The sequence below is a fragment of the Streptomyces shinuiensis genome, from assembly GCF_043660855.1.
In the GTDB taxonomy this organism is placed as follows: domain Bacteria; phylum Actinomycetota; class Actinomycetes; order Streptomycetales; family Streptomycetaceae; genus Streptomyces.
The window spans coordinates 25,731-48,710 of sequence record NZ_JBIHML010000002.1 but is presented as its reverse complement, the minus strand read 5'-3'; the positions used below and the strand labels follow the sequence as shown (position 1 = coordinate 48,710).

Here is a 22,980-nt window from a genome sequence, read left to right as displayed (position 1 = left end):
CTCGAAGCCAACGAGCACGAGGAGGCCCTGTTGCCGCAGTCTTTCGCGCTCGCGTCGGAAGAGTCCAGCGCACCGTCTCCGTCGTGTGACTGCCTCGCGCACAGGTTCGGCAACGCGGCGGACAGGCCGGACCGTGTGCGGTGTTACGGCTCGGACCTGACGGACACGGAGTGACAGGTCATCCGGCCGTTACTGCCGGTTCCGGCGTGGTTTCAGGGACGGAGAGGCCGGCCGGAGGGCTACCGCCATCGCGTGATGCTGGACGCAGTGCGCTACGTGGTCGACAACGGGGTGAAGTGGGCCAACCTGCCTGCGGATTTCCCGCCGTACCGGCGGCTGCACGCCTTCGCTCGCCGCTGGCAGGTGACGGGCCTGCTCGCCGAGTTCCACGACCGGCTGCGCGACCGCGTGCGGGAGAAGGCGGGCCGCGCGGTGGACCCGACGGCTGCGATTGTGGACTCGCAGTCGGTGCGGGCAGCGGCGAACATCCCGCGCTCAACATCCGGCTGGGACGGCGGGAAGAAGGTGGGCGGCCGCAAGCGGCACCTGGTGGTGGACTGCCTTGGCCTGGTCCTGGCCGTCGCGGTGACCGCGGCCAGTGTGCAGGACCGCGACGCCGCCGTCGGGCTGCTGCAGCGGCTGCGCGAGATGTACTTCTCCATCCGCCTGGTGTGGGCGGACGGCGGCTATGCCGGGCGGCTGGTCGACTGGGCTGCCGAGAAGTGCCGGCTCACCGTGGAGATCGTCAGATGCTCCGACGACATGGCGGGGTTCGTGGTGCTGCCGCGCAGGTGGGTGGTGGAGAGGACGCTGAGCTGGCTGATGCGTTCGCGTCGTCTGGTGCGTGACTACGAGACGCTGCCCGTCATGCACGAGGCCATGGTGCGGTGGTCCATGACCATGCTCATGAGCGGCCGCCTGGCCGGGCGCCGCCCAGCTGCGTTCAACCGGACGGCGCCACGAGCGCGGTGAACATCCCCGGCCGCACCTGCACGGCCCATCCTCGCTCCACTAGGCGTTTCGCCTTCGACCGCACACGCTCGACCTTCGCCGGTACCGCCTCAAGCCCGAGGGCCGCAGCCAGCTGCTGGCACCGCATGCCCTCCACGCCCGCTTCCGACTCCAGCACCGACACGATCCGCTGGTAGTCCGGCGGCAGGACCGACACCGCCATGCCGTCGGTCCGGTGCGGCGCCACCGACCCCGCCACCGCCGTCCGCGCCGGTTCCGCGGCAGGTGGCTCGGCCAGTACCTCGGCAACCGTCACACGGGCATCCACCAGACGCTGAAGCGCGCGTTCCGCCTCACCGAGCGCGGCCTGCACCCGCTCCGCCTCCTCACGCAACCGCGCGACCTCCTCCCGGACCTTCTTCTCCTGGGCCTCCAGCAGACCGAGAACCGACGGCATGAGCAACCTCCACCAGCGACACGAGCGGACCAAACGCCCCATGCCTCCCGTCGCAGTCGCGACTTCATGCCCACCCAGGCCGAACCAACGGATCACGTTCGGAAAGCGGATCAGAGAAAACCTCAACGCATCTCAGCTCACAAGGCGCATGGCACCGCTGCCCAGCTCGCAGCGGGCGCTTAGTCGTGCGGCGCAGGCCAACGCGGCCGCGGCGTACTCGCGACGGTTACGTTCCATCTGCGGGCGCAGCCCCATGACCACGAGCGAGCCGTACACGGTCGAGCCGCGCCACAGCGGCACACCGAGCATCTTCCAGTCCGGCAGGGGTGACTGGGTCAGCACGTACCCCTCGGAGCGGATCTCCCGCATCAGGTGGCTCTGCGGAGCTCCATCGAGGTGCGAGAGGATCGCCAGCCCTGCCGCGTCCGCGGTCAGAGGCGCGTACCGCAGGGCCACCTTGGTGTCGACGTCGGCGTGGTTGAAGGCCGCTTGGAAGTCGCTGCGGCGTCCGTAGGTGTGGTCGAGCATTAGCCGCCCCGGGGTGTCGTCGATCAGGACGGCGCTGAACGCCATTGCGACCTGGGCGGTCTGCCGCTGCAGCACGGTGGTCTCACGGTCAAGGGCGCTGTCGTGCGGCAGATTGAGGTGGACGCTCGCGTCCGGGCGGTGGTTGGCCACGTCGGTGGCGATGCCGTAACGGCCTGGTGCGCGGTAGATCAGGTGCTTGGCCTCCACACCAGCGCGCAGGATGCGGTGGACGGTCGACTTGGTGGCTCCGGATTCGTCGATGATGCGCCGTAGCGGGTGCAGTCCGGGGCCCATGCTGTTCAAGGTCTGGAGTACGAGGTAGACCCGGGCGTGGGCGGTCATGCCGTCGTCCACCGTGCCGGCGGCCTCGACAAGCTCGGCGTCGATCACTGACTGTCCCTCCTGGTTGGCACAAGCGGGGTTTGATCCCGCCTCACGGGGCCCGCCAACCACATCTCTACCGTGCAGATCCGGTCTTGTGGAGGAACCGCCTCTTCTAGGAAGAGGGTCTTCCAGTGGCCTCCCAAGCCCGCGGCCGACCTCGGGAGTTGCCTGCGGCGGTGTTATAAAGCAGCAGGTCAAAGCCAGTTTCGCAGCGGCACGCGACCGCGCGCAGTGCAGCGGAACGCGAGAGCACCACCTGGTGGTGCCGAGTGCCACCCCATGGGCCATCGTCCCATTGATATCCCGCGTGACCTGTGGAAATACCGCTATCTCCCATGGCGTGGACCGTGTCCCGCCAGCAGCAATCGGAAATTCGATTCACGTCCCGCTATGCGACACAACGAGCCGCATGTCGACCGTCGCCAGGGAATCGGCGCGAGGAGCCATTGCCCCGCCCTGACCGCCCGGCGAGAGTGACCACACCCTCTGGCAACGCCAGCGAGCGCACTACTTCCTACCTTCTGGAGCACCGCCCGTGAACACCCATGCGCCCCACCGGGACGACGGCCCCGCCGGGCACCTCGTCGTCCTGGGCAGCGGGCCGCAGGCGGAGTGGGAGTACGCCATGCAACGCCTCGCCGCCCTGGGGTCGCTGCTCCTCATCGATGCGGAGCCGCCCACCTGGCAGCAGCCCCTCCTCGCCGAGGCCCGGACCGCCAACCTCATGGACCCGTCCCAAGTCCTCAGCACAGTGCAGAAGTTCGCCAGCACCCAGTCCCTCGCCGGCGCGCTCACCTTCCACCCCGCCCAGGCCCGTACCGTCGAACTGCTCCGCCGCGAGCTCGCCCTGCCCGCGCCGCCCACCGCGACGATCGAAGCAACCACCATGCGCCACCGCATGGCCCAACTCCTCACCGATGCAGGCATAGACAACAGCACAGCCCTCCACGCGGACACCTATGACCAGGCCCTGGAAGCAGCCCACCAGGTCGGCTTCCCACTGGTCTGCAAGCCCGCCTCGCCCCGCAGACGGTACGCCGCGCGCCAGGTGAGAGGCCTGCCCGAACTGGCGGAAGCCTTCTCGGCGGCCACCGCCGCCACCTGGCACGGCACCGGAACGGTCATCGAGCCTCTGCTCGATGGCATCGAGGCGACCGCGTACACCGCCGACTCCCCATCCGGACACAGGGTCGTCGCGATCTCCCACGCAACCTTCGACCCGCAGGCCGAACCTGCCCTGGTTCCGGTGGAAGTGGTCGTCGACGCCGACGACGTCTGCGCACCCGCCGTTGAGGACACCGTAAGCCGCGCGCTGGCCGCCCTGGGACACCGCTCGGGACCGGCTCAGATCCGCATGCGGATCACCTCTACCGGCCCACGCGTCATCAGCGTCGCAACCCACCTCACCGATCCCCTGCTCGGCATGCTCATCCAGCAGGTGACCGGGGTCGACCTCATCTCCCGGGCCGGCCACCACGCCCGCGGCCGGGCCCTGCACGGCGAGGAGAGCCGTCTGGGGGCAACCGCCGTGCGTTTCCTCCAGGGGCCCGGCAGCGCCGCGCTGCTGTCGCCGAGCGCGGCGACACACCCCCACATCACCCCGTACGCAACCCTCCACCCGTATCCGGCCGAGCACTCAGTGGGCCCCCTGCAGCGCACCGGACACGTCCTCGTCTCCGGCGCCGACTACCCGCAGTGCACCGCCCGTTTGCGCACCGCCGCCGCCGAGATCCGCTCAGCACGCCTTTCCGTATAACCTACCGACCCGACAAGGAGCCCGAACGTGTGCTCGCGTGCATTCTTCACCGCCGAACTCCCCGCCTCCCCGCCCACAAGCCGGGGCTCGTCACTGGCGCAACGCCCAGCCTCACCCGCGCAGGCAACCCCCATGCCCGGCCAGGTCCCCGGAGCACCCCGCCGGGCTGCTGACGGCGGAGGACCCCACTGCACCGCGAAACACCCTGAGCGAGAAGATGGCGGCTGCTCACGTACATCCCAGAAGGGGTTTCACCATGCGCAGCGCCGTGAACGAGGCACTGGCGGACATTTGGGTTGAGCTGGCCAGGAACTTCCTGGGCAGCCCTGCGACGGGCACGACCTCTACGTCCTGGCCTGACGTTCTTAAGCAGTTGGAAGCCACCGGCCGCTCCGTCGTCCCGCGCAGCATCCCCAAGCAGCCGACACGCGAAGTCCTCACCTTCCGGCTACAAGGCACCTTCGGATCAGCGCACCCGGGATCATCCTGGCGGGCCTGAACGCGGCCCACACCGACGGCGAGCACGGCGCCGCCCTCCTGTACTTCCACCCCGCCACCGTGGCCCAGGCGCTCGCCCTGGGCGAGGCCCGCCACGAGAGGCGGTAGCCGCCAACCCAGCGCCCGAACAGGCGAGCACCCCCGGCCAGCCCTTTACATGCCCGGAGCCGCCTTTAGGCCGCGCAGGCCTGCCGAGCCGACTAGGCGGGGGCCACCTCACCGGTCTCACGCAGCCGGGCGAGCACCTTCTCGGCGAGTCCGGCCCCATTGTCCCGGTCGTACTGACCGACTTCGACCGTGTCCTTGCCGAAGACCAGATCCAGCGAGTGGCCGCGCAGGTAGCGACCCCTGCGCACGCCGCCGCCCGGCTCGATGTAGGCACGGCCCGGCACGGGAAGATCTGTGAACGCCCGGGGTTCCACCGCGTCCAGAGACCGCTGCGCCTCCTGAACCGACAGCTTCGTGTGGACGAGCGAGCCATGGGCGCCCATCCCGAGCGGCCCCGTGTGATTGAACAGCGCCGCCAACATGGCCGCCCAGTCCAGTCCTTCGACGTTCAGCTTCGCCATGGACGACAGCCTCCCACCCAGGGCGGCCGCGAAGGACTGACTCCCTTGCGATGGGCCGGTATCCCGCCACGGGGTACGGCGCCGCAACTGGCCGTGCCGGACCCCGGTCAGTAGCCCTCCCGGGGGCTACCGGCGGTTGCGGCAGTCCAGCACCGTGTCCTGAGCCCCCGCTTCCCCGTTTCTAAGCCGAGGACTACTGTGCCCACCCTTGCCCCGATGACCACCGCACCCCATCAGCCCGTCCTGCCGCACACCGGGACCGGGACCATCACCCGCCCCGCGACGCTCGACGACTTCGACGCTGTGAACGCACTGCACGACCGCTGCTCGCTCGCGACGCGCTTCGCCCGCTACCAGGCCGCCCGGCACTCACTGCGCCTCGCCGAGTTCCACCATCTGACCCGCCCCGACCGCAGCCTCACCTGGGTCACCTACCCGGAGGATGATCCGCAGCAGCTTATCGCGACCACCAATCTGGTCCGCACGACCGATCCCAACACCGCCGAGCTCGGCATCATGATTGAGGACCCGTGGCAGAGCCGGGGCCTGGGCACCACGTTGGCGCAGTACGCCCAGGCGCAGGCCCGCGCCCTCGGCTGCACCTCCATGACCGTCATGATCGGCTCGGACAACGCGCGCATGCTCAAGATCATGAAGACGCTCGGTGCGACCCGGCCGGCGATTCACAGCTCCACCGTCGACCTCACGGTCCCCGTCGGGTAGCACGATGGACCTGACCGAACAGGCAGAACTGCACCACCTGACGCGACCGGACGGCGCGCGCCTGGCCGTCTACCGGCGCGAGCCGAGCGTCCCGTCCGAGGTGACGCTGGTACTGGCGCACGGCTGGTCAGCCTCCGCCGCCGTGTGGGACGACGTGATTCGGCACCTTCCTGCCGACGACCGGACGCGCATCCTCACCTTCGACCAGCGCGGACACGGAGCCTCCACCCCAGGCCATGCCCCGGCGGACATGCGCGTCCTGGCCGATGACCTGCAGGCCGTGCTGAGCGCCTTCAGCCCGGATACCCCGGCGATCGTGGCCGCGCACTCGATGGGGGCGATGGCCGTGCTGACGGGCGCTGCGACGCGCGGACGCACCGCCGCCGCGCGGCTGGTCGGCCTGCTGCTGGTGAGTGCCAGCAGCGGCCAGATGGACCTGCGCCTGGCCGGACACCCGCCGCTCACCCGCGTCGTTGGCAGCGCGCGCACCGCCATCGCGCAGGCCTGCACCCGGGCGCCACGCTCCACCCGCTACCTGCGCGACCTCCTGGCCCCCTCGGTGGCACCGCGGCCGACCACCGACGTGGCGGCCGCCTGGTTCCGGGCCATCCTGGAATTCGATGTGGCGGGCCACCTTACCGCCCTGCGGAACATCCCCGTCCATCTGGTCACGGGAGCGCAGGACCGGATCATCCCGCCCGTGCACACATGCCGCCTCGCTGCCGAGCTCGCCCACGCGCGGGTGCATGTGCTCGAGGGTGCCACCCACCGGGTTCCCAGCGAGCAACCAGCGCTGCTGGCCATGTTGTTGACAGACCTGGTGGAGGCTGCTCGCGGCCAACGGCCGACGTCGCCGAGCGCCACCGACACCATCCTGCGGGCCGCCACCCGGCTGTTGTTCACCAAGCGCGGGGCGCTCGGCGCCGGAGGACGCCTCCCCTGGAACGAGCACTGGCTCGCTCGACGCAGCGCGACCGCGACACGCGTGGGCCGGGAGGAGATGATCTACACGAGGCAGTAGTGTCATGTCCCGGCACTCGGGGAGGGAGTTGAGCCACATGATGCGCATCTCAACGTCCGGGACGCGACGACGATGGATGCTGGGCACCGCGGTGTGCGGCGTACTGATCACGGGGTGCAGCAGCGGGGGAGGAGACGGCGGCGACGCGAAGCCGAAGGCCAAGCCAGCAGCTGAGGCCAAACCGCTCGACGAAGGCGCCCTCCGCCCCCTGCTGCTCACCCAGGCGGACCTCGGGTCCGGCTACGTCCAGGTCCAAGAGGAGCCCGGCGGTGAGAAGTTCGACGACATCTCGGTGCAGGGCTGCCCTGCATTGGAGAAGCTGAGCCAGAGCGGCGAGGAGGACATGTTCGCCGCGAAAGCGCAGGCCAGCTTCACCTACGACCGGGACGCCACGCTGGGCGAGGAAGTGCATAGCGATCGCCCCTCGGTGCTCTCCAGCAAGCTGCGGGAGCTGTTCGGCGCCTACACGTCATGCCCCACCTACACGATGACGTCGGGCACCACCCCCATCGAGGTGAAGGTGTCCAAGTCGGTCACTCCGGAACTGGGCGATGAACAGTTCGCCTACACCTCGACCATGGAACTGCCCTCCGGAGCGCAGGTGCTCAAGACTATGGTGGTCCGCAAGGGCAATGTCGCGGTCATGCTCGTGGGCGCCCCCGCCTTAGTGGACCGTCACATCAAGACTGCCGTCGGCAAGCTCCCCGCAGGCAGCTGACCGAGACCGGCGCCGCGGCACCGGTCACCGGGCAGGCGCGCTACGCGGCGCTGGGGAACTCCTCCAAGAGCTTGGCGCGCTGGGCATGCCCCAGGCCCTGAACACGGCGCCCCTCGGGGATGCCCAGGGCGTTCATCGACCGGGTGGCGCGGACCTGGCCGATACCGGGCAGCGCGGTCAGGAGCTGTCGCACCGGCATGCGGCCGACCACGCTGTCCGCCCGGTCCAGCACCTGGGCGAGCGTCAGGGTCCCGGCCTTGAGGCTCGCCCGCACGGCGCTGCGTGCCTGCCGGGCGAGGATGGCCTTCTGGCGCGCTGCGTCGCGGTCGTCATCGGTGAGGGTGGGAAGGGGCATGGTGTCCTACCTTTCTCGGTGAGATCTCGCGGTCGCGGACCTCGGCAGAATGGGGCGAACCGCCGGTCGTGGTTCCCGGACGGGGCCGCGACGGGGCGGGGTCTTTTACGAGGGCCGCGCCGTTCCGGGCGAGACGAGCACCAGGCCGTAGCCGCGCTCCGCCAGCGGAGGGCGAAGTGCCGCCCGTTGCCACGGCGGCCGACACGGTCACGCCGCCCGGCGGTAGCGGGGGAGGAGGTCCTCGCGCAGCGAGGCGAAGACGCCGATCGCCGCCTCCAGCACGCCGGGGGTGTGCGCGTCCGTACAGGCGATCCTCAGCTGGCAGCCCTCGCCGGCGGGCGGCAGCACGGCGTTGGTGTACACCCCGTGCTCGACCAGGAGGCGCTGTGCCGACAGCATCGAGAGCTGATCGGGGAACCGCACCGGGATGACTGGGCTGGCGCTTCCGGCCACGTCGTAGCCCAGTGCGTCCAGAGCGCGACGCAGGTACTCGGCCGCCGCCAGCGCGTCCGGCTCCGCTTCCGCGTGTCGGCGGATCTCGCGCAGCGCCGCGTGCGCGGCAGCGGTGTCGGCCGGACTCAGCCCGGCCGAGAAGAGCTGCGGCCGCGAGGTGTGCCGCAGGAAGTCGACCGTCTTGGCGTCGGCCAGTACCGCGCCGCCCTGCGACGCCAACGCCTTGCTGAACGTCAGGGTCATCAGCGGCACCCGGCCCCGCATGCCGACCTGCTCGATTACCCCGCGGCCCCGCCCGAGCACCCCCACCCCGTGGGCGTCGTCGACCAGCAAGGTGGCGCCGAACTCCTCGCACACCGAGACGAGTTCGGCCACCGGCGCCAGGTCACCCTCCATGGAGAACACGCCGTCCGTGGCGACCAAGGAAGGGGCCGTCGGCGAGGCCGCCAGCTGACGGGCCAGATCGTTGGGGTCGTTGTGAGCAAACTGCCGCACCACCGCGCCGGAGACCTCGGCCAGCCGGGCGCCGTCGATCAGCGAGGCATGGGCCTTCTCATCCAGGAACACCTGGTCGCCGCTACCGGCCAGAGCGGACACGACCCCCAAGTTGGCCATGTAGCCCGTGCTGAAGATCAGGGCCGCCTCGTAGCCGAAGAAGTCGGCGAGGTCCGCCTCAAGGTTCTCGTGCAGATCCAGATTCCCGTTCAGCAGCCGGGATCCGGCCGCGGACGTCCCGTACAGGGCGATCGCGTCCTGCGCGGCACCGATCACCTGCGCATTCACGCTCAGCGCACGGTAGTTGTTGCTGCCGAGCATGCAGACCTCGGCACCGTCCAGCACTGCCTGACCGCCTTCGGACGGGCCCTGAAAGGCCGGGTAGAACGGATAGAGCCCAACATCGCGTGCCTCATCAGCCCGGGTAAAGGCACGGCACTTCTCCAGCAGGTCCATCAGAAGGGTCCGATCTCTATCGCGGGTCGACCGAGTTCCGCACCACCCTCACCGCACCGCGCGCCGGACAGGCTCGCCAGAGGAGAACGTCCCACGCCCTGGCCTTGCGATCTGCCCCCGCGTTCCACCCTGCGGGACAGAGCCACCGGACCGCGGACGTGATTGACCCACGTGCCCCGTGGCCGACAGCCGGAAAACGGTGCCGCCCCGCTGCGCACTCACGGCACGGTCCGTGCCACGGAACCGGCATAAAGATCATCTCCCGCCAGGTGGCGCCATGCGCAGCCGCCCGCCCCGATCCCTTCACGACCACCGCATCCTCAGAACGAACCCGCCCGGCCCCGCTGCGCGGCAGACACAAGCGCACATCTGCGCCTCTCACCCGTCCAGGATTCGCTCTAGGTCAAGGAGCAGCGGTGGCCCGCGACAACCGCCCCACCCTCCAGGTCCGCCCTGCTCCGCTTCGGCTTCCCGCCGCATACTGGACGCTGGTGGCCGGCTTCACCATCTGCCGCAGCGGCTGCGTCGTCGTGCCGTTCCTCTCCCTGTACCTGGTGCGTCAGCAGCACTTCAGCGCGGCGGACGCGGCCCAGGTCAGTGCCGCCTTCGGGGCGGGCTGGGCCATCGGACCCGCCATCGCGGGATGGCTCGCCGACCGCATCGGCCGACGCCAAACCCTCCTGGTGACCCTGTCCGCTGTGACCATGGTGTACCTCCTGCTTCCCGCCCTGCACACGCTCCCCGTACTGACCGCCGCCGCGTTCGCCGTCGGCCTCCTCTTCGACGCACCCCGCCCGGCCGTCCTGGCGCTTGTCGCCGACTTGGTCCCTGTAGGCCCGCATTTGGAATGGCCCGTTCCGTCGTGACGACCAGGACCTTCCCAACTGTCTCACTTGGGGGACATGGTCTTCTGTCTCACGATCTTGTCCCCTGAGTTTGTCTCGTGGCCCCTTTCCAGGTTGCGAGGAGCGGTGCAGGACGCTTGGGCGGGGGCATTTGACTGGAGGGGAGCTGGTGGTCGCAGACCTCGTTCGCGGCGCTGGTCGCGGTCGAGTGCCACCGGAGCACTTGCCGCCTTCAGCGTGCCTACGGTAGAGGGCACCCGTAGGGTTGATGTGGCGCCGAGGTGCCACATGGAGAGGGGTGGCTCGTGACCTTTCAAGCGCAAGTGCTCTCTGTGCTGATTGCTTCACCAGGGGATACGGCTTCCGAGCGCGATGTGGTCGAAGCTACGATTCGCAGCTGGAACAGTGACTATGGCCCGGATCGAAAAGTCGTTCTTCTTCCGCTGCGCTGGGAACTTGATGCCACTGCACGTGTGGGGGCGGGGGACGGCCAACTCCAAATCAACAGACAGCTTACGGAACGAGCTGACATCATCATCGGGGTATTCCATAGCAGGCTTGGGCAGCCGACTAAGCGAGGTCTTTCGGGGACGGTCGAGGAAATTCAGCACGGTCTTGACACTGAGAAACCGACGCACGTCTTCTTTGCCGATATGCCGCATCCATCGGATGTCGATGGCGCGCAGCTAGCTGCTCTGCGCGAGTTTAAGCAGTCTCTATTTACTCAGGGGCTCGTCCTCGACTATGTGTCCTTGGATGACTTGTCCACGCGGGTGAGGTCTGCTTTGGAGGCGGACGTCAGGGAGCTAGCGGAGCCATCTCAGGAAGCCGCGCACACGGCCCGCGCCGTGATTCGCGTACAGAACCAGAAGACCGGGAAGGGGGGACAGCAAAACCTGAGAGTGGAGAACATCGGAGAGACTGCCGCAGACAATGTACGTGTCACAATTGAGGCGACGAGTGAAGGAAAGCCGCCTGAACATCTCTATCCCCTGACGGCTGACCGCATCACTCCGCACAATCACGTGGACTTTTTGCTCCTCACTGTGGATCAGGTGGCACCGACCTGGAAAGTTTCCTATCGGTGGGAAGATGACGGTGAGGAATACGAGGACTTTCAGACTCTCAATGCTTTCTAGCCGAGCGAGGTGGGTGCAGGGGAACTTCAGGCCTCTGCCGTCTCCCCCCGGCAGTGCCCATCCTTCTGCGAGCTTGACCGCAGGCTGTGCCTTCTCAGACGGGGCTACGTCTCACCGCGCTGTCCCTTGGGCCGGACAAACGCCATCGTCAATGAAAAAGGGACACAGGAAATGCGGACCTACAGTCCCCGAGGACGCCCGAGGACGGGCGTACGCCCGCCTCTACTGGGCCTCCAACATCGGCGCAGGCGTGGCCGGCTCTGTCGGAACGCTCATCGCCGACCGGCACATGACCGCCCTCTTCTACGTCGCCGCCGCCTCTACTGAGGTTGAACTCGTGGTGTCGTAGGGGTTCATCCGGGTCGGATGGTCAGGCCGGTCTCGGCCAGGCAGCCGTCGATGAGGTCGCTGCGGTACTGGATGTGCCGCAGGCCCCGCCGGATGCGCTGGATGAGGTGTTCGGGGGTGGTGAAGGCGGTGTTGGACAGCCATCCGCGCCGCAGCAGGGACCAGATGCCCTCGACCGGGTTGAGGTCGGGCGCGTAGGGCGGCAGGTAGAAGATGGTCAGCCACTCGTGCCTCTCGGCGAACTCGCGCAGCCCGGCGGCTTTGTGCACGTTCAGGTTGTCCCAGACGAGGACGATGGGGCCGCCGAGCTGCTGGTGGGCGGCGATCAGCAGGTCGCGGTAGTCGGTCCAGGCGAAGCTCTTGCGCCCGTCGCGGCGGCCGTCGTCGCGACGGGGCCGGTAGATCAGCCGGGACCGGTGGCCCGGTTTGTAGCAGGTCAGGGCCGCTATCGAGACCCGGCGGCGGGAGCGGCCGCGGACCCGCACCACCGGGGTGTGCCCGCGCCGGGAACCAGGTTCTGGCGTGCGGCGGCGTCATGGAGAATCCGGCTTCGTCCTCGAAGATCAGCCAGGCTCCACGGGCCGCCGCGAGCCTTCCGCGCGGGGCCACGTCTCCTTCACCCATCCCGTGACGGCGTCGTCGTCGCGCTCGAGTGCGCGGCGGGCCGGGACCTGGCAGGACCAGCCGCCTCGGACCAGGAGCTTGCGCACGCCCTGGAGGGTGTAGGTGAGGTGGAAGCGCCGACCGATGACCGTCTTCACACGGTTCAGGGTCCAGCGCTGGTCCTCCCAGCCGTGCGCGGCCGGCCCCTTGGCCAGCTCTTTCTCCAGAGTGGCGAACTGCTCCTGGCTCAGCCGCGGCAGCGAGGCCGGCCCCTGCGAGCGCAGGGCCCGCGGACCACCCTCGTCCCAGGCCCGGCGCCAGCGCTGCACCGAGCGGACGCTGACCCGCAGGTCCCTGGCGATCACCGAACTCGCCTCACCCCGGGCGAACCGCTCGGCCGCCTTCAGCCGTAGCTCCTCGCGGAACTGTTGTCGTTCGGCGGTCAGACCGCCGCCTTGTGGATACCGCATCCCACCGGCATACCGCAGGGATCAAGGACCGTCAGCCCCTACGACACCACGAGTTCAACCTCAGTAACCTGGCCTTCGCGGTCACCGTGCTGATCCGCAGGATCGGAACAGGCTCACGCCCGACAACACCCAGGAGGCACTCCGACTCCCCGGCCACGGGGCTACCAGGCCCTGTTCCGCGACGGGCGGTTCCTCGTCCTCACCGGCCTCACGCTCCTGTATCTCTGCTCGTACCAGCAGGTCTTGTTCGGACTGCCCGTGGCCATGGACCACGACGGGCTGAAGCCCTCGGCCTACGGGATCATCAGCCTCATCAACGCGGTCGGAGTCGTCGCCTTCCAGCCGCTCCTACAACCCTGGAACGACCGCCGTACCCCCCTGGTGGTGTGCGCCACCGGCGCGATCACCCTCGGCCTGGGCATGGGCGGAAACCTCGGCGCCCGACAGTCCCTCATCGGCTACGGCCTTGCCGCTGCCGTCTGGACCCTGGGCGAGGTGCTGTTCTTCAGCAGCATCATGATGGTGGTCGAACGTCTTGCGCCCGCCGATGCCCGGGGCCGCTACACCGGCATCTGGGCATCCACGATGGGCATCTCCGCTCTGATAGCCCCCCTCATCAGCTCCGCCGCCCTCAATGCTGGCGGGCCGGAGCTCATGTGGGCGACGAGTCTTGCCCTGGGGGCCCTCGCCGCCGCCGGCCTTCTCGCACTGAAGCGGCGCATCGACACTGCCCCCACCGTGCCCGGGCCCGACGCCGTGGACCTGGGCCTCGCGCCCGGCCGGACGTGACGGTTGCCCGGCTAAGGCGGGCGCTCCCTAGCGTCCCTCGCGCGCCTGCCGGACCGACCGGCAGTACCGACTGCGAGGAACACATGCCTGCCATCACCCGCATCGACCAGATCCCGCCGTCCCACACGATCTTCCCGGCCAGCAGCCACCCCGACCTGCAGCAACCCGGAGTCGTGCACCACGGCTGGAACACCGGCCGCCAGCTTCTGCTGCACGTCGTGGGAAGCCCCCTGGCCAACCCGATGACCAGCTGGCCCCACCCGCTCCGGCAGCAAGCGATCATGCGCCTGCGCGCCCTCACCGAGCACCTTGACGACGTGGCCGGACCGCTGACGCTCGCCCTCCACGTCAGTGCCGTCCAACAGCCTCCTGCGGACGCGGACACCACCACCCTGACCCCGCTGGTCGGTGAGGCTCTCGCCGACCTGGGCGACTGGGGTGTTCGTGCACCGCTGCCCGAACAGCTGGACCTGATCACCCGAGCCGTCCAGGTGATGCAGCCCTGCATGCCCCACTGACCGCCCTCCTAGGCGTTTCGGGGTGCTGTTCCGCACGGCGGAACAGCACCCCCAACCACGGAGCCGAGCGGTGAGACGCTCACCCCTCAGCGCCGTCGCGACCCCGCGAACTCTGGTTGCCTCCCCGCATGAACGCGACATGGCGCGGCACACTCCAGCCACCGGCCGGACCCGTGCCCGACGCACCCGCCCGATTCGACCAGGTGCTCGCGCACGCCCGCGCCGACAACCGGGCGGCCCTGGCCACGTATCTGCCCGCCGGCTACCCCACCCAGGCCCAGAGCCTGCGGATCCTGCACCGCCTCGCTGAAACCACCGACGTGATCGAGCTCGGCTGGCCCTACAGCGAGCCCAGCCTCGACGGCCCAGTAATCCAGCGGGCCGCCGCGCAGTCACTCGCCGCCGGATTCCGCGTCGGGCACCTCCTGGAGAGCATCCGGTCCCTGGACACGTCCCCGGCGAGCGTCCTCGTGATGGCCTACTATCCCCCGCTGTTCAAGTACGGCCTCGAACGGGCCGCGCATGATCTGGCGCAAGCAGGTGCCGCCGGAGTGATCCTGCCCGACCTACCGATCGAAGAGGCCGACGGTTGGCTCACCGCGGCCCGAAGCGCCGGACTGCACACCGTATTCGTCGTCGCCCCATCGACAGCCGACGCCCGCCTCACCCGCATCTGCAGCGCCGCCGGCGGGATGCTCTATGCCCCCGCCGTCCCGGGAGTCACCGGCTCCACCGGCCCCCTGCACCACGCGCTTCCCACCTTCGTGAAGCGCCTGCGGGCCGCCAGCGACTTGCCCATCGGGGTCGGCATCGGCATCTCCACCCCCGCGCAGGCCCAGGAGGTCAGCCGCATCGCCGACGTCACCATCGTGGGATCCGCCCTCATTCGCACCATGGAAGCGGCGCATGGGTCCCGGCAGCAAGCCGACGCCGTGGCCAGCCTCGCGCGTACCCTCACCGCCGGGCTCCATCGCCCAGACACCCCGCGGGCCGCAGCGTGAGGCGACCGCCGAGCAGAGACACGCCGCGATCGCCCCTCCGGTCTCGTGACCACGGCGTTCAGAGGTACTTCCCCTGTAGGCACCCGGAGAAGCCGCCGACGAAGGCGATCTCTTGACAGCCGCACCTGGACTGCCTATCCCCCTAGCCGGTGTACGCCGCCGCCCCCACCGAGGAGGCCATGCCCATGCTCTATGACGACCGAGGTGCCTTCGCCCAGCGCCTGATTCGTGAGATCACCCTGGGGCTGCTGGACTCTGCGATATCCGCATCCTCGCTCGCCGTGGCGACCACAAGCGGCACCGCCGCCTATCGAAGCGTGTCGGCACACCACGGCCACTATGTCCGCCTCGCTGCGGCCCTGGCTGCTGGCTTCACCGGCGGAGTGATCACCGAGGGCCTGCTCGACGTCGTCACCGCCGGAGCGCGGCGGCGCCTGAACGGCAGAGATCCCAGCGGGCCCCAGGCACACCGGGCCGCGATGATCGAGGACTCGGGGCTGGCTCATCGCAAGACTGGGAAGAAGAATGCCGCTGCTGGTCACCAGGCATCGTTGGTCGACGACGGGCAGCCGCCGCTGGTCGCAGCGCCACGAAAGTCCGAGGACGGGGGAGTGCCATCGGAAGGCGAGAGGACGGCTGGCGTCCCCGGCAAGTCCCCGTTCGTTCCGGGTGATGAGGAGGAAGGCGTCGTTGCGTCCCCCTCGTCTGCGGGGGATCACGAAGTGGTGCTGCAAGGTTTGTTCACCAAGGCTGACGCTGTCCGGTACGCGATCAAGGTGCTGGACAGCACTCATACCCCGAAGATCGTGAAGTGGCTCAAGGGGCATGGACGGGATGTGAACCGCGGCCAGGCGCACAAGATCACCAAGGCGGAAGCTGCCAAGCGCCAGAAGTCCCGCACGCGGATGGTCAGGACCGCACCCCCTCCCCGCTGACGGCTTGTCTCTGATGACGAGCTGCACCCTGGACTTCGAGCCACACAGCCGCGCCATGACGTACCCGGATGAATGGCGATGGGCCATCTTCGTCGTGGGGCGTCCTCTGGCCCCAGAGGGAGGGACGGACGCAGCGACAGCAGAGCCACCGCTTGGGAACGCAGGCCCCCCGGCTCTCTCCTGCGGGACTGGAGGGTTGCCCGGTCACTGCCCCGTCGCGACGCTGTTCTGCACACGATCGCGGTCGGCGCTAGAGCCGGTCCTGTCCTCCAGGAAGGTCCGTCGTGAACCTCTTTCCCCTCGTCCATCGCACGGCCGACCCCGCGCCCACGGAGACATCCGCAGCCGCAGTCAGCTACCTCATGCGGTATGTGAACCGCGACGCGGTCTCCGCTTGCTCCGGACCCGGCCCCGCCTTCGCGCCGATCGGGCAACTCTTCTATCTCGACTGCGGGATCAAACTGCGTGAGGTCGACGGCTGGGTCCAACTGCGCCTGCGCTACCGCTCGGCGTCCGGTCTGGCGGAAGGCGCCACGGCCTGGCTTCCCGAGGCATGGACGAGCCCTTGCACGCCACCGGGACACTGACCCGCCCATTGAGCACCGCGTACGTGGCCGGGCACGCCTGCTTCCTGCCCTGGCAGCCCACACCAGCTCCCGTACAAGTACGGCATGCCGGCGCCCTGTGGCAGTGTCGGTGTCCTGTGTGAAGTCCGGCGTCCGCCCGTGGCCGCCGATCACCCGCCGTCTACGAGGAGATCCCGGTGCCTGAAGCTCACCCCGCCCATGCGGACCTGCCCGCTCTGTACCGCGCGGAGGCCGGTGTGTTCCGCGGGCGATGGACGATGTCGGTCATCGGCCCGGATCTGGACGTGACCGTCGGCCCGAACGTCGACCTCGGCCCCGCTGAGGAACTCACCGATGCACGGCCCGGCGACCCGGGGCGCTACCTGGTCTCTGTCAGCGGCAGGGTTCCGATCCTGCCGCGGGAACGGGCTGTACAGATCCTTGAGTCGCATGGCTACGTCGTCGAAGCAGCCGCCCGCGACGACGTCCGAACCGACCGAGGGTGGAGCCAGATCTCGACATCGCAGTGGACGGCTCCCTGCCAGCCCATGCACGTACACACGGCGTGATCACCCCGAACCCACGGAAGCACGATCTGCCCGCCCCCGGAAGGACTGGATGAACCGAACGACTCGGATGAAAAGGGCGGACAACCAGCGGAGCCAGCCGGTCGATGACCATCCCAGCGCCTACGCCCCCATCGCACTGCTCATCGGCCGCCGCCTGAAGGGCGAGGAGATCTGGGCAACCATCGAGGTGGCTGATGACCAACTGCTCTGCGCCCACGGATGCGTGAACGAGCGGCGCGCGCCCTGACCGGAAGGGCGAACCGCGGCTCGACGCCCGTGACCGCCGTTGCGGTGTGCTCGTCGGAGACTGCTCGAAGCATTCGGTGGCGGACCCCCGCCTCCGCGGATCCATGAGGTGTCGCACCCGCACCTCAAGGGAGCCGTACACGAGCCCAGGGCCCTGGCGCCCGCCTGTAGAAGGTCAGGGACAGGCCGGCTCCTACGGCGGAGGCGTCTTTTCGGCCTAGGTGGAGGCAACCGCGATCTCGATCTGCTGACGGATGTAGGCGGACAGCTTGCGCATGGCTTCAGGGTCATCCGGCAGGCTGCCCTGACACGCCTGAATCTCGAAGCCGTCCCGGCGAAGATCCAACCGGATGCCCTCCGCTTCTATCCGCCGCAGCATCTCGGCATGGGGTTCGTCGGCGAGTACGTATGCAGCCGGAATGCCTCCCAGGCGGCTTGTGACGGCCTCCAGCTCGCCGGGGCCCAGCTCAACGGTGCGCCCAGCACGCAGCTCACCGAAGAAGACCGGTTCGGGCCCCACCGCCTCATCGAAGGAGAACCCGGCAGCCCACAGCGCGGCTCGAAGGCGCTCCACCCGGACGAGGATCTGGGCGTCCCCCAAGACGGGCGGTGCAGCGGCCAGCGCGACCCGCTCCGGCTCATGAACGGCGGTACGGCGCTGACGACGGCTGCGGAACGTGGTGAACATCCCCCGATCATGCCGATGCAATCCAGCCGAATCCATTGCCTGGCCCTGTGACCTGCTGTGATGCGTCCCACGCGTGCGCTGTCCCTGGCGTGGAACCACCTGGGCTCGGTGGCACTCCGTCGCGTTTGCCGGGCTAACCCCCGCGCCTCCTACCTTCGCCGTCGTCGCCCCGCTCCTTCAGCGAGGTCACGCCGAAGGTGGCAGAACACGCCGTCCTCACCAGCAACCCGACCATCCCCTTCCAAGGAGAATTGTCATGCCCTCGACATCAATCGTGGTGGCGGACCCCCGCTTCCTCAAGGCCCGCGAAGCCGTCACGCACGCACTCGCCTCGCAGAGCGGCACCACACAGGACATCAGCGCCGACGTCGCACTCAAGACCGCCCTCGACGCCTACGCGATTCCCTCCGAGTTCTGGCACACCGGTGGCGGCTGCACCGCCCGGTACGTGGCCTTCGGGCCCGACAGCCAGATGTCCGAACACCAACTGCACATCGCCATCACGGACGACGCCTCGGTGGACCACCCCGTCGCGCACCACAGCGGATGGCTCGCCATGTGGTGCGGCCCGGAACTCGACGGCTACGCCGACAACGAGCTCTACAACAGCGAGTTCTCCCTGACCAACCCCACCCTCGCCGACATGGCGCACGACAGCGCCAGCTGCGCGCGCGCCATCCGGGACTGGTTCGACGGCTCCACCACCCAGTGGATCCGCAACGAGGTGAGCCTCGAGGGCATCGCGGGCCCGTACCACTGCCAGACCCGGCCGGAGCACTGGGACGGATACTGCGCCCCGCGCTTCACCCGCGCCGTGATGCGGCAGATCTGCGCGGACACCCAGACCGCGCACCGCGCGGGCCGCTGGAACGCACCGGCTCACTTCGAGGGCGACGCCGTGGTGATCGTGACGCCACACGGCCGCGCCGAGGCCCTCCCGGACCAGGACGGCTACTACCGGCCCGGAGCCTTCCACTGGCCCTGGACCGAGCACACCGACCGCGACACCTCCCAGGTCAGCGAGCTCGTACGGACCATCCGGTGGAACTACGAACGCGAAGCCGACTCCTGGACCGTCCTCGCCGCCGACCACGGATGGCGGGTGAAGGTCATCGGCATCCTCCCCACCCCTTCTCACCAGAAGGCCCCGCACGTCGCTGACGCCCTCTACAACACGCTCTACACGGCGGGCCTGTCCTCCTACCAGGTCACCGCCAACGGCCCGGGCGAGGCCGCGGCCGCCGTCCGCGCACACTTCGCGACCACCCGCGCGAGCCGCGACCCGGACGCCACCGTCGTGATCTTCGACCTGCCCGGCGTCCACCTGCCCACGCCCCACCCGTAACACCCGGCAACGCCTCGTGGCCGGGCCGAACAGGCCCGGCCCTCGACCGTCCCACCGCATCCACCACCAAGGAGCCCAACGTGAGCACCAAGAACGCCCTGCGCACCATCGACGTGATCCGCCGCGCCGGCAAGGCCGCCGACGCCTACCGCACGGCCCAGCACGCCGTCCGAGAAGCACACGACGACCACGGCGCCGCCCAGGCGCAGCTCCACCACTGGCACGACCGCATCCCCGCGACGGGCGGAACCGACCGCGCCTCCTCGCTCCTCGCTGCCGTCCAGGAGCACCAGGAGGCCGAGCAGAAGGTCCGCAAGGCCGAGGCCCGGCTGCAGCGCGCTGCGGCCACCCTCCAGGCGCACCGGCCGGCGCTCAACCGGTACCCGACCGAACGCCTCCGGCGACGCGCCACCACCGTGCTCCTGGACCGCCTGGCCGACCACCCCGTCGACCTCATCCAAGCCGCCGACTTGATCATCATCCAGACGAGTAGCGGTAAGGACTCACTGGTGGCAATGCACCGTACGGTGGCCGCGGCCAAGGCCGTCGGCTGCCTGCACAAGGTGCGCGTCATGCACTGCGACCTCGGCGCCGAGTGGCCAGGGGTTCCCGAACTGGCCCGGCGCCAAGCCGAGCGCTACGGCATCCCGTTCCTCCTCGTGACCCCCGACGGCGGCTTCCTGGGCATGGTCGAGAACCGCCAGATGTGGCCCGACGCCAAACGTCGGCTGTGCACCTCCAGGCTGAAGCGGGACCCCACCGGTCCCGTCATCACCACCTGGGTGAGAGAGCTCGGCCTCGACCGCCAGGCCATCGTGCTCAACGTGATGGGGGTCCGCGGAGCCGAATCCGCCTCGCGCGCCCTCAAAGCACGCCTGGCGCTCGACACCCGCACCACGAGCGCCAACCGGCTCGTGCTGACCTGGAACATCATCCACGGGCTGTCCGAGCAGGAGGTCTGGCAGGACATCGCCAGCAACGGCCTGGAGTACCACCCCATCTACGACACCGGACTCGAGCGCTTGTCCTGCGTCTACTGCGTCCTTGCCGGACCGGACTGGCTCATCCTCGCCACCCGCGTCTGCTTCGCCCTCGAGCTCCCGCACCCGAAGATCTTCGCCGAGCTCGAACGACGAATCGGCCACAGCTTCAAGCAGGACTTCACCCTGAACGGCATCGTCGCCGCGGCCCGCATGCTCGACGCACTTGACGGGCCCATCACCTGGCGTCGCGGCGACGCCGTACGCCGTCACCTCGGGCCGGCCGCAGCCGACCAGTTCCTCGCCCTCACCCGCTAGCCTGTCCAACCACCCTGCCCCACCGCCACCTCACGAAATGAGCCCACGATGACCAGCACCCTGACCGAAACCCCGACCGCGCTGCAGGAGAATGACTACCTCCCGGGCCACAGTCCCATCATGGAGCCGCCCGAGGGCCCGGATAGCGCCCTCGCGTGCACCTGCGGCGGCCTGCTCGTACCCAAGCCGGACACTCAGCCCGCCCAGAAGGTCGTCTTCGACCTGCACCTGGAAGAGGTTCGGGGCGAATCGCACTTCGACTAGGAACCCGGCCTGCCTGCCTTTACACGCCCCCCGGTGATGCACCCCTTTCGGATGCACCACCAGGGGGCGTCTGCGTGCAGGGGAGCAGCGCCAACCACCGAGCCTCGGGATCAGAGCACATCCGCACATCAGTCGCTTCAGTCGCTGTGGGCACCGTCCGACACGGGTGCGGCGTGCGCGACGGCGCAATCCCGGGAGGCGGAACAGCAACCGCGATCGCCAATCCAGGGTGCGGGACAGAACGCCGCCCCCGGCTGAGACGAGCCCGCAGACCCAGCAAGCTCGCCGTGCTCTCACCCACACCGCAACGTGAACGGCCAACTATCCCAGGGATCCGCCCAGATGACGTGCCACCGGACCGATCCACCCGGACCCGCCAACACGGCGTGTTCCCGCGGCTGATGTACGGCGTTCCGCAAGAGCACAAGTCAGGCGCGGGTTGCGGCGCTAACCCCCGGGCCCGCCACGGTCAGCTCACTCGCCCAACCCGGCCTGTCTGACGGCCGGCTGGCGGCCGACAGGAAGCACCAGCCACTTCATCGGAACAGGAGCACAGCGATGCCTGCTGCCCGCAAGACCACCAACAGCGAGCCCGGCACCACCGTCCAGCCCACTCCCCGGTCACGGCGCAACCGCCGCCTTGCGATCGGCGGAGCCATCGCGGCCACCCTCACCCTCGCCCTGGCCGGGTGTGGCGACAAGTTCGCCGAGCCTTTCAAGGACGCGCCGCGCTCCGGGAATGAGAACGGTGCGCCGATGGACCTGATCAGGATGGCCGACGGCTTCTCGAACGTCGGAGCGAAGTGTGACGGGCCCAACCGGGTCTACGTCGTCTATCACGGGGACAACAAGTACGGGTCGCTCGCCGTGGTAGCGAACGACCCGAGGTGCACCAAGTGACCCGCCGTTCACGAAGGCGCCGCCGCGATCGTTCCTGGATCGCTGACCTCGTCGAAGGCGTGGTCGAGGCCATCGTCAGCATCTGGAAGAGCTGACACACCGCGCAGTGCCCCGGTCGCCGGTACCCCCTGGCGACCGGGGCACCACCATGCCCGGGCCCGGCCAGCCCGCAGCGCAGCGGGCTGGGGTCCTCTTGTCGTCCTTCCCGATCCGTTGCCCGAGCAGTGGGACGAGCTCTTCGTCAGCGCGCCTCCACTGACCTGGGACGAGTTGGAAAAGCTCCTTGCGGCCGCCCAGAGTGCGCGGGTCGCGTGGGCCGAGCCCCTTCTGGTCTGGCCCGACGCAGCCGACGCCCGATACGCGCTGATCACCTACGACCTCCCCGACGGATCACGTCGCGCCTCGCTGTCCGAGGACATCGACTTCTTCGCACTGCCCACAGAGCGGCCCACCTAGGGAGACGTGATCGTCTGGAGCCTGGCCGACATCCGCGAGGCCGGTGAACGACTGGCCCACACCGACCTGGCTCTCCAGCGCCTGGCGGCCGAGGCGGCGGCAACCATCACCTCCTGGGAGAACGAACGAGCACGCCTCCTCGCGGACCAAGGACTGGAGCCGGACGAGCAGCCGGAGGACGCCTCCTTCCTCGACGATGCCATTCGCCCGTACGAGAAGGACGCCATGAATGTCCTGCAGGCCCTCGTGCACCTGTCTGCCGGCCGCTGTCCGGTGTGCCGGCTGACCGAGTGCGACACCAAGGGCGAGCAGCCGATCGCCCTGTGCCGCTGCGGCCAGCACTTCCACACCGCTCACGCTCCCTCGGGCGAGTGCACCAGGTTCCGAGCCGTCACTCGCTGATCACCTGACGCCTGGCCATCCGCACTCCCAGCGCCGACCCGCACCCTGGACCCACCCCTGCGAGCCCGGAGGCGGTGATAGGTCCTCGGCCCGCTTGCCACCAGCTCGGCGGCAAGCGGGCCGCAGCCGTTCCTGCCGGTGCAAGACGAGCAGTTGCGTGCCTTGGCCCGGGCCCGCCCACCGTACGGACAGCCGTCCGAGCTGAGCCCAGACAGGCTCGCTCACGGCACCCCG

The 22,980-nt window shown here is 69.1% G+C and carries 27 protein-coding genes and 1 pseudogene; 21 read left to right on the top strand and 7 right to left on the bottom strand.

Features of this window, described 5'->3' with window-relative positions; genetic code table 11:
• The first annotated feature begins 180 nt into the window (after positions 1-180).
• Positions 181-972: an IS5 family transposase gene (locus ACGRHY_RS27100; protein WP_394638339.1), complete on the top strand. Its 792-nt coding sequence runs from the start codon at positions 181-183 to the stop codon at positions 970-972.
• Here ACGRHY_RS27100 and ACGRHY_RS27095 read toward each other — a convergent pair.
• Both ACGRHY_RS27095 and ACGRHY_RS27090 read right to left on the bottom strand, forming a co-directional pair.
• Entirely contained in the window at positions 944-1,408 is a 465-nt protein-coding gene (locus ACGRHY_RS27095) for a hypothetical protein (protein WP_394638276.1), read from the bottom strand. The genes ACGRHY_RS27100 and ACGRHY_RS27095 overlap by 29 nt on opposite strands.
• Positions 1,409-1,540: 132 nt before the next feature.
• Entirely contained in the window at positions 1,541-2,326 is a 786-nt protein-coding gene (locus tag ACGRHY_RS27090; RefSeq protein ID WP_394638275.1) for a helix-turn-helix domain-containing protein, read from the bottom strand.
• Between the two features lie 529 nt (positions 2,327-2,855).
• Between ACGRHY_RS27090 and ACGRHY_RS27085 the strand changes: the two genes are divergently transcribed.
• A complete protein-coding gene (locus tag ACGRHY_RS27085; RefSeq protein ID WP_394638274.1) occupies positions 2,856-4,076 on the top strand; it encodes an ATP-grasp domain-containing protein in 1,221 nt (406 codons plus the stop codon).
• A gap of 698 nt (positions 4,077-4,774) precedes the next feature.
• Here the strand turns inward: ACGRHY_RS27085 and ACGRHY_RS27080 are convergent.
• Complete coding sequence (locus ACGRHY_RS27080; RefSeq protein WP_394638273.1) at positions 4,775-5,143, bottom strand: hypothetical protein; 369 nt, start codon at positions 5,141-5,143, stop codon at positions 4,775-4,777.
• A gap of 216 nt (positions 5,144-5,359) precedes the next feature.
• Here ACGRHY_RS27080 and ACGRHY_RS27075 point away from each other — a divergent pair, with 216 nt between their 5' ends.
• The 3 genes from ACGRHY_RS27075 to ACGRHY_RS27065 are packed head-to-tail and all read left to right on the top strand — an operon-like array spanning position 5,360 to position 7,605.
• A complete protein-coding gene (locus tag ACGRHY_RS27075) occupies positions 5,360-5,866 on the top strand; it encodes a GNAT family N-acetyltransferase (RefSeq protein WP_394638272.1) in 507 nt (168 codons plus the stop codon).
• Positions 5,867-5,870: 4 nt separating this feature from the next.
• On the top strand, positions 5,871-6,887 hold the full coding sequence (locus ACGRHY_RS27070) for an alpha/beta fold hydrolase (protein WP_394638271.1): 1,017 nt from the start codon (positions 5,871-5,873) through the stop codon (positions 6,885-6,887).
• A 37-nt stretch (positions 6,888-6,924) separates the two neighbouring features.
• On the top strand, positions 6,925-7,605 hold the full coding sequence (locus tag ACGRHY_RS27065) for a hypothetical protein (RefSeq protein ID WP_394638270.1): 681 nt from the start codon (positions 6,925-6,927) through the stop codon (positions 7,603-7,605).
• 40 nt (positions 7,606-7,645) lie between these two features.
• Here ACGRHY_RS27065 and mihF read toward each other — a convergent pair whose 3' ends face one another.
• Both mihF and ACGRHY_RS27055 read right to left on the bottom strand, forming a co-directional pair.
• On the bottom strand, positions 7,646-7,960 hold the full coding sequence (gene mihF / locus ACGRHY_RS27060) for an integration host factor, actinobacterial type (protein WP_394638269.1): 315 nt from the start codon (positions 7,958-7,960) through the stop codon (positions 7,646-7,648).
• Positions 7,961-8,167: 207 nt separating this feature from the next.
• The gene (locus ACGRHY_RS27055; RefSeq protein WP_394638268.1) at positions 8,168-9,364 is read right to left on the bottom strand and encodes an aminotransferase class I/II-fold pyridoxal phosphate-dependent enzyme; all 1,197 of its coding nucleotides are present in this window, start codon (positions 9,362-9,364) and stop codon (positions 8,168-8,170) included.
• Positions 9,365-9,780: 416 nt separating this feature from the next.
• Here ACGRHY_RS27055 and ACGRHY_RS27050 point away from each other — a divergent pair, with 416 nt between their 5' ends.
• From ACGRHY_RS27050 to ACGRHY_RS27040, 3 genes are all read left to right on the top strand, one after another.
• Positions 9,781-10,230, top strand: a complete 450-nt coding sequence (locus tag ACGRHY_RS27050; protein WP_394638267.1) for an MFS transporter — start codon at positions 9,781-9,783, stop codon at positions 10,228-10,230.
• A 284-nt stretch (positions 10,231-10,514) separates the two neighbouring features.
• The gene (locus ACGRHY_RS27045; protein ID WP_394638266.1) at positions 10,515-11,348 is read left to right on the top strand and encodes a DUF4062 domain-containing protein; all 834 of its coding nucleotides are present in this window, start codon (positions 10,515-10,517) and stop codon (positions 11,346-11,348) included.
• A gap of 151 nt (positions 11,349-11,499) precedes the next feature.
• Positions 11,500-11,697: a hypothetical protein gene (locus ACGRHY_RS27040; RefSeq protein ID WP_394638265.1), complete on the top strand. Its 198-nt coding sequence runs from the start codon at positions 11,500-11,502 to the stop codon at positions 11,695-11,697.
• Between the two features lie 4 nt (positions 11,698-11,701).
• Here ACGRHY_RS27040 and ACGRHY_RS30300 read toward each other — a convergent pair.
• Positions 11,702-12,769, bottom strand: a pseudogene (locus tag ACGRHY_RS30300) (IS630 family transposase).
• 171 nt (positions 12,770-12,940) lie between these two features.
• Between ACGRHY_RS30300 and ACGRHY_RS27025 the strand changes: the two are divergent.
• The 7 genes from ACGRHY_RS27025 to ACGRHY_RS26995 all read left to right on the top strand — a co-directional run bounded on the left by ACGRHY_RS27025 (position 12,941) and on the right by ACGRHY_RS26995 (position 17,394).
• Positions 12,941-13,558 (top strand): MFS transporter, encoded by a 618-nt coding sequence (locus ACGRHY_RS27025; RefSeq protein WP_394638338.1) that lies wholly within the window; start codon positions 12,941-12,943, stop codon positions 13,556-13,558.
• Between the two features lie 83 nt (positions 13,559-13,641).
• Positions 13,642-14,076: a hypothetical protein gene (locus ACGRHY_RS27020; RefSeq protein WP_394638264.1), complete on the top strand. Its 435-nt coding sequence runs from the start codon at positions 13,642-13,644 to the stop codon at positions 14,074-14,076.
• Positions 14,077-14,204: 128 nt separating this feature from the next.
• Positions 14,205-15,077: a tryptophan synthase subunit alpha gene (gene trpA, locus ACGRHY_RS27015; RefSeq protein WP_394638263.1), complete on the top strand. Its 873-nt coding sequence runs from the start codon at positions 14,205-14,207 to the stop codon at positions 15,075-15,077.
• A gap of 185 nt (positions 15,078-15,262) precedes the next feature.
• The gene (locus ACGRHY_RS27010) at positions 15,263-16,012 is read left to right on the top strand and encodes a hypothetical protein (RefSeq protein WP_394638262.1); all 750 of its coding nucleotides are present in this window, start codon (positions 15,263-15,265) and stop codon (positions 16,010-16,012) included.
• A 284-nt stretch (positions 16,013-16,296) separates the two neighbouring features.
• A complete protein-coding gene (locus ACGRHY_RS27005) occupies positions 16,297-16,599 on the top strand; it encodes a hypothetical protein (protein WP_394638261.1) in 303 nt (100 codons plus the stop codon).
• Positions 16,600-16,775: 176 nt separating this feature from the next.
• The gene (locus tag ACGRHY_RS27000; RefSeq protein ID WP_394638260.1) at positions 16,776-17,147 is read left to right on the top strand and encodes a hypothetical protein; all 372 of its coding nucleotides are present in this window, start codon (positions 16,776-16,778) and stop codon (positions 17,145-17,147) included.
• Between the two features lie 49 nt (positions 17,148-17,196).
• On the top strand, positions 17,197-17,394 hold the full coding sequence (locus ACGRHY_RS26995; protein ID WP_394638259.1) for a hypothetical protein: 198 nt from the start codon (positions 17,197-17,199) through the stop codon (positions 17,392-17,394).
• A gap of 216 nt (positions 17,395-17,610) precedes the next feature.
• Here the strand turns inward: ACGRHY_RS26995 and ACGRHY_RS26990 are convergent, their stop codons facing one another.
• Positions 17,611-18,081 (bottom strand): hypothetical protein, encoded by a 471-nt coding sequence (locus ACGRHY_RS26990; RefSeq protein WP_394638258.1) that lies wholly within the window; start codon positions 18,079-18,081, stop codon positions 17,611-17,613.
• Positions 18,082-18,337: 256 nt separating this feature from the next.
• On the opposite strand from ACGRHY_RS26990, the gene ACGRHY_RS26985 reads away from it, so the two are divergent.
• From ACGRHY_RS26985 to ACGRHY_RS26960, 6 genes are all read left to right on the top strand, one after another.
• Complete coding sequence (locus tag ACGRHY_RS26985) at positions 18,338-19,426, top strand: hypothetical protein (RefSeq protein WP_394638257.1); 1,089 nt, start codon at positions 18,338-18,340, stop codon at positions 19,424-19,426.
• 80 nt (positions 19,427-19,506) lie between these two features.
• Complete coding sequence (locus ACGRHY_RS26980; RefSeq protein ID WP_394638256.1) at positions 19,507-20,724, top strand: phosphoadenosine phosphosulfate reductase domain-containing protein; 1,218 nt, start codon at positions 19,507-19,509, stop codon at positions 20,722-20,724.
• 48 nt (positions 20,725-20,772) lie between these two features.
• Positions 20,773-20,988 carry a hypothetical protein gene (locus ACGRHY_RS26975; protein ID WP_394638255.1) on the top strand — a complete coding sequence of 72 codons (216 nt, stop codon included), beginning with the start codon at positions 20,773-20,775 and terminating at the stop codon, positions 20,986-20,988.
• 558 nt (positions 20,989-21,546) lie between these two features.
• On the top strand, positions 21,547-21,888 hold the full coding sequence (locus tag ACGRHY_RS26970; protein ID WP_394638254.1) for a hypothetical protein: 342 nt from the start codon (positions 21,547-21,549) through the stop codon (positions 21,886-21,888).
• A gap of 213 nt (positions 21,889-22,101) precedes the next feature.
• The gene (locus tag ACGRHY_RS26965) at positions 22,102-22,344 is read left to right on the top strand and encodes a hypothetical protein (protein WP_394638253.1); all 243 of its coding nucleotides are present in this window, start codon (positions 22,102-22,104) and stop codon (positions 22,342-22,344) included.
• A gap of 6 nt (positions 22,345-22,350) precedes the next feature.
• Positions 22,351-22,746: a hypothetical protein gene (locus ACGRHY_RS26960; protein ID WP_394638252.1), complete on the top strand. Its 396-nt coding sequence runs from the start codon at positions 22,351-22,353 to the stop codon at positions 22,744-22,746.
• The last annotated feature ends 234 nt before the right edge of the window (positions 22,747-22,980 follow it).

Bases quoted from the DNA above. Each gene is read 5' to 3' on its own strand.
- ACGRHY_RS27095 (WP_394638276.1), bottom strand. From the start codon at position 1,408: ATGCCGTCGGTTCTCGGTCTGCTGGAGGCCCAGGAGAAGAAGGTCCGG.
- ACGRHY_RS27080 (WP_394638273.1), bottom strand. From the start codon at position 5,143: ATGGCGAAGCTGAACGTCGAAGGACTGGACTGGGCGGCCATGTTGGCG.
- ACGRHY_RS27075 (WP_394638272.1), top strand. From the start codon at position 5,360: ATGACCACCGCACCCCATCAGCCCGTCCTGCCGCACACCGGGACCGGG.
- ACGRHY_RS27070 (WP_394638271.1), top strand. From the start codon at position 5,871: ATGGACCTGACCGAACAGGCAGAACTGCACCACCTGACGCGACCGGAC.
- ACGRHY_RS27065 (WP_394638270.1), top strand. From the start codon at position 6,925: ATGATGCGCATCTCAACGTCCGGGACGCGACGACGATGGATGCTGGGC.
- mihF (WP_394638269.1), bottom strand. From the start codon at position 7,960: ATGCCCCTTCCCACCCTCACCGATGACGACCGCGACGCAGCGCGCCAG.
- ACGRHY_RS27055 (WP_394638268.1), bottom strand. From the start codon at position 9,364: ATGGACCTGCTGGAGAAGTGCCGTGCCTTTACCCGGGCTGATGAGGCA.
- ACGRHY_RS27040 (WP_394638265.1), top strand. From the start codon at position 11,500: ATGAAAAAGGGACACAGGAAATGCGGACCTACAGTCCCCGAGGACGCC.
- ACGRHY_RS27020 (WP_394638264.1), top strand. From the start codon at position 13,642: ATGCCTGCCATCACCCGCATCGACCAGATCCCGCCGTCCCACACGATC.
- trpA (WP_394638263.1), top strand. From the start codon at position 14,205: ATGAACGCGACATGGCGCGGCACACTCCAGCCACCGGCCGGACCCGTG.
- ACGRHY_RS27010 (WP_394638262.1), top strand. From the start codon at position 15,263: ATGCTCTATGACGACCGAGGTGCCTTCGCCCAGCGCCTGATTCGTGAG.
- ACGRHY_RS26995 (WP_394638259.1), top strand. From the start codon at position 17,197: ATGAACCGAACGACTCGGATGAAAAGGGCGGACAACCAGCGGAGCCAG.
- ACGRHY_RS26990 (WP_394638258.1), bottom strand. From the start codon at position 18,081: ATGTTCACCACGTTCCGCAGCCGTCGTCAGCGCCGTACCGCCGTTCAT.
- ACGRHY_RS26985 (WP_394638257.1), top strand. From the start codon at position 18,338: ATGCCCTCGACATCAATCGTGGTGGCGGACCCCCGCTTCCTCAAGGCC.
- ACGRHY_RS26975 (WP_394638255.1), top strand. From the start codon at position 20,773: ATGACCAGCACCCTGACCGAAACCCCGACCGCGCTGCAGGAGAATGAC.
- ACGRHY_RS26970 (WP_394638254.1), top strand. From the start codon at position 21,547: ATGCCTGCTGCCCGCAAGACCACCAACAGCGAGCCCGGCACCACCGTC.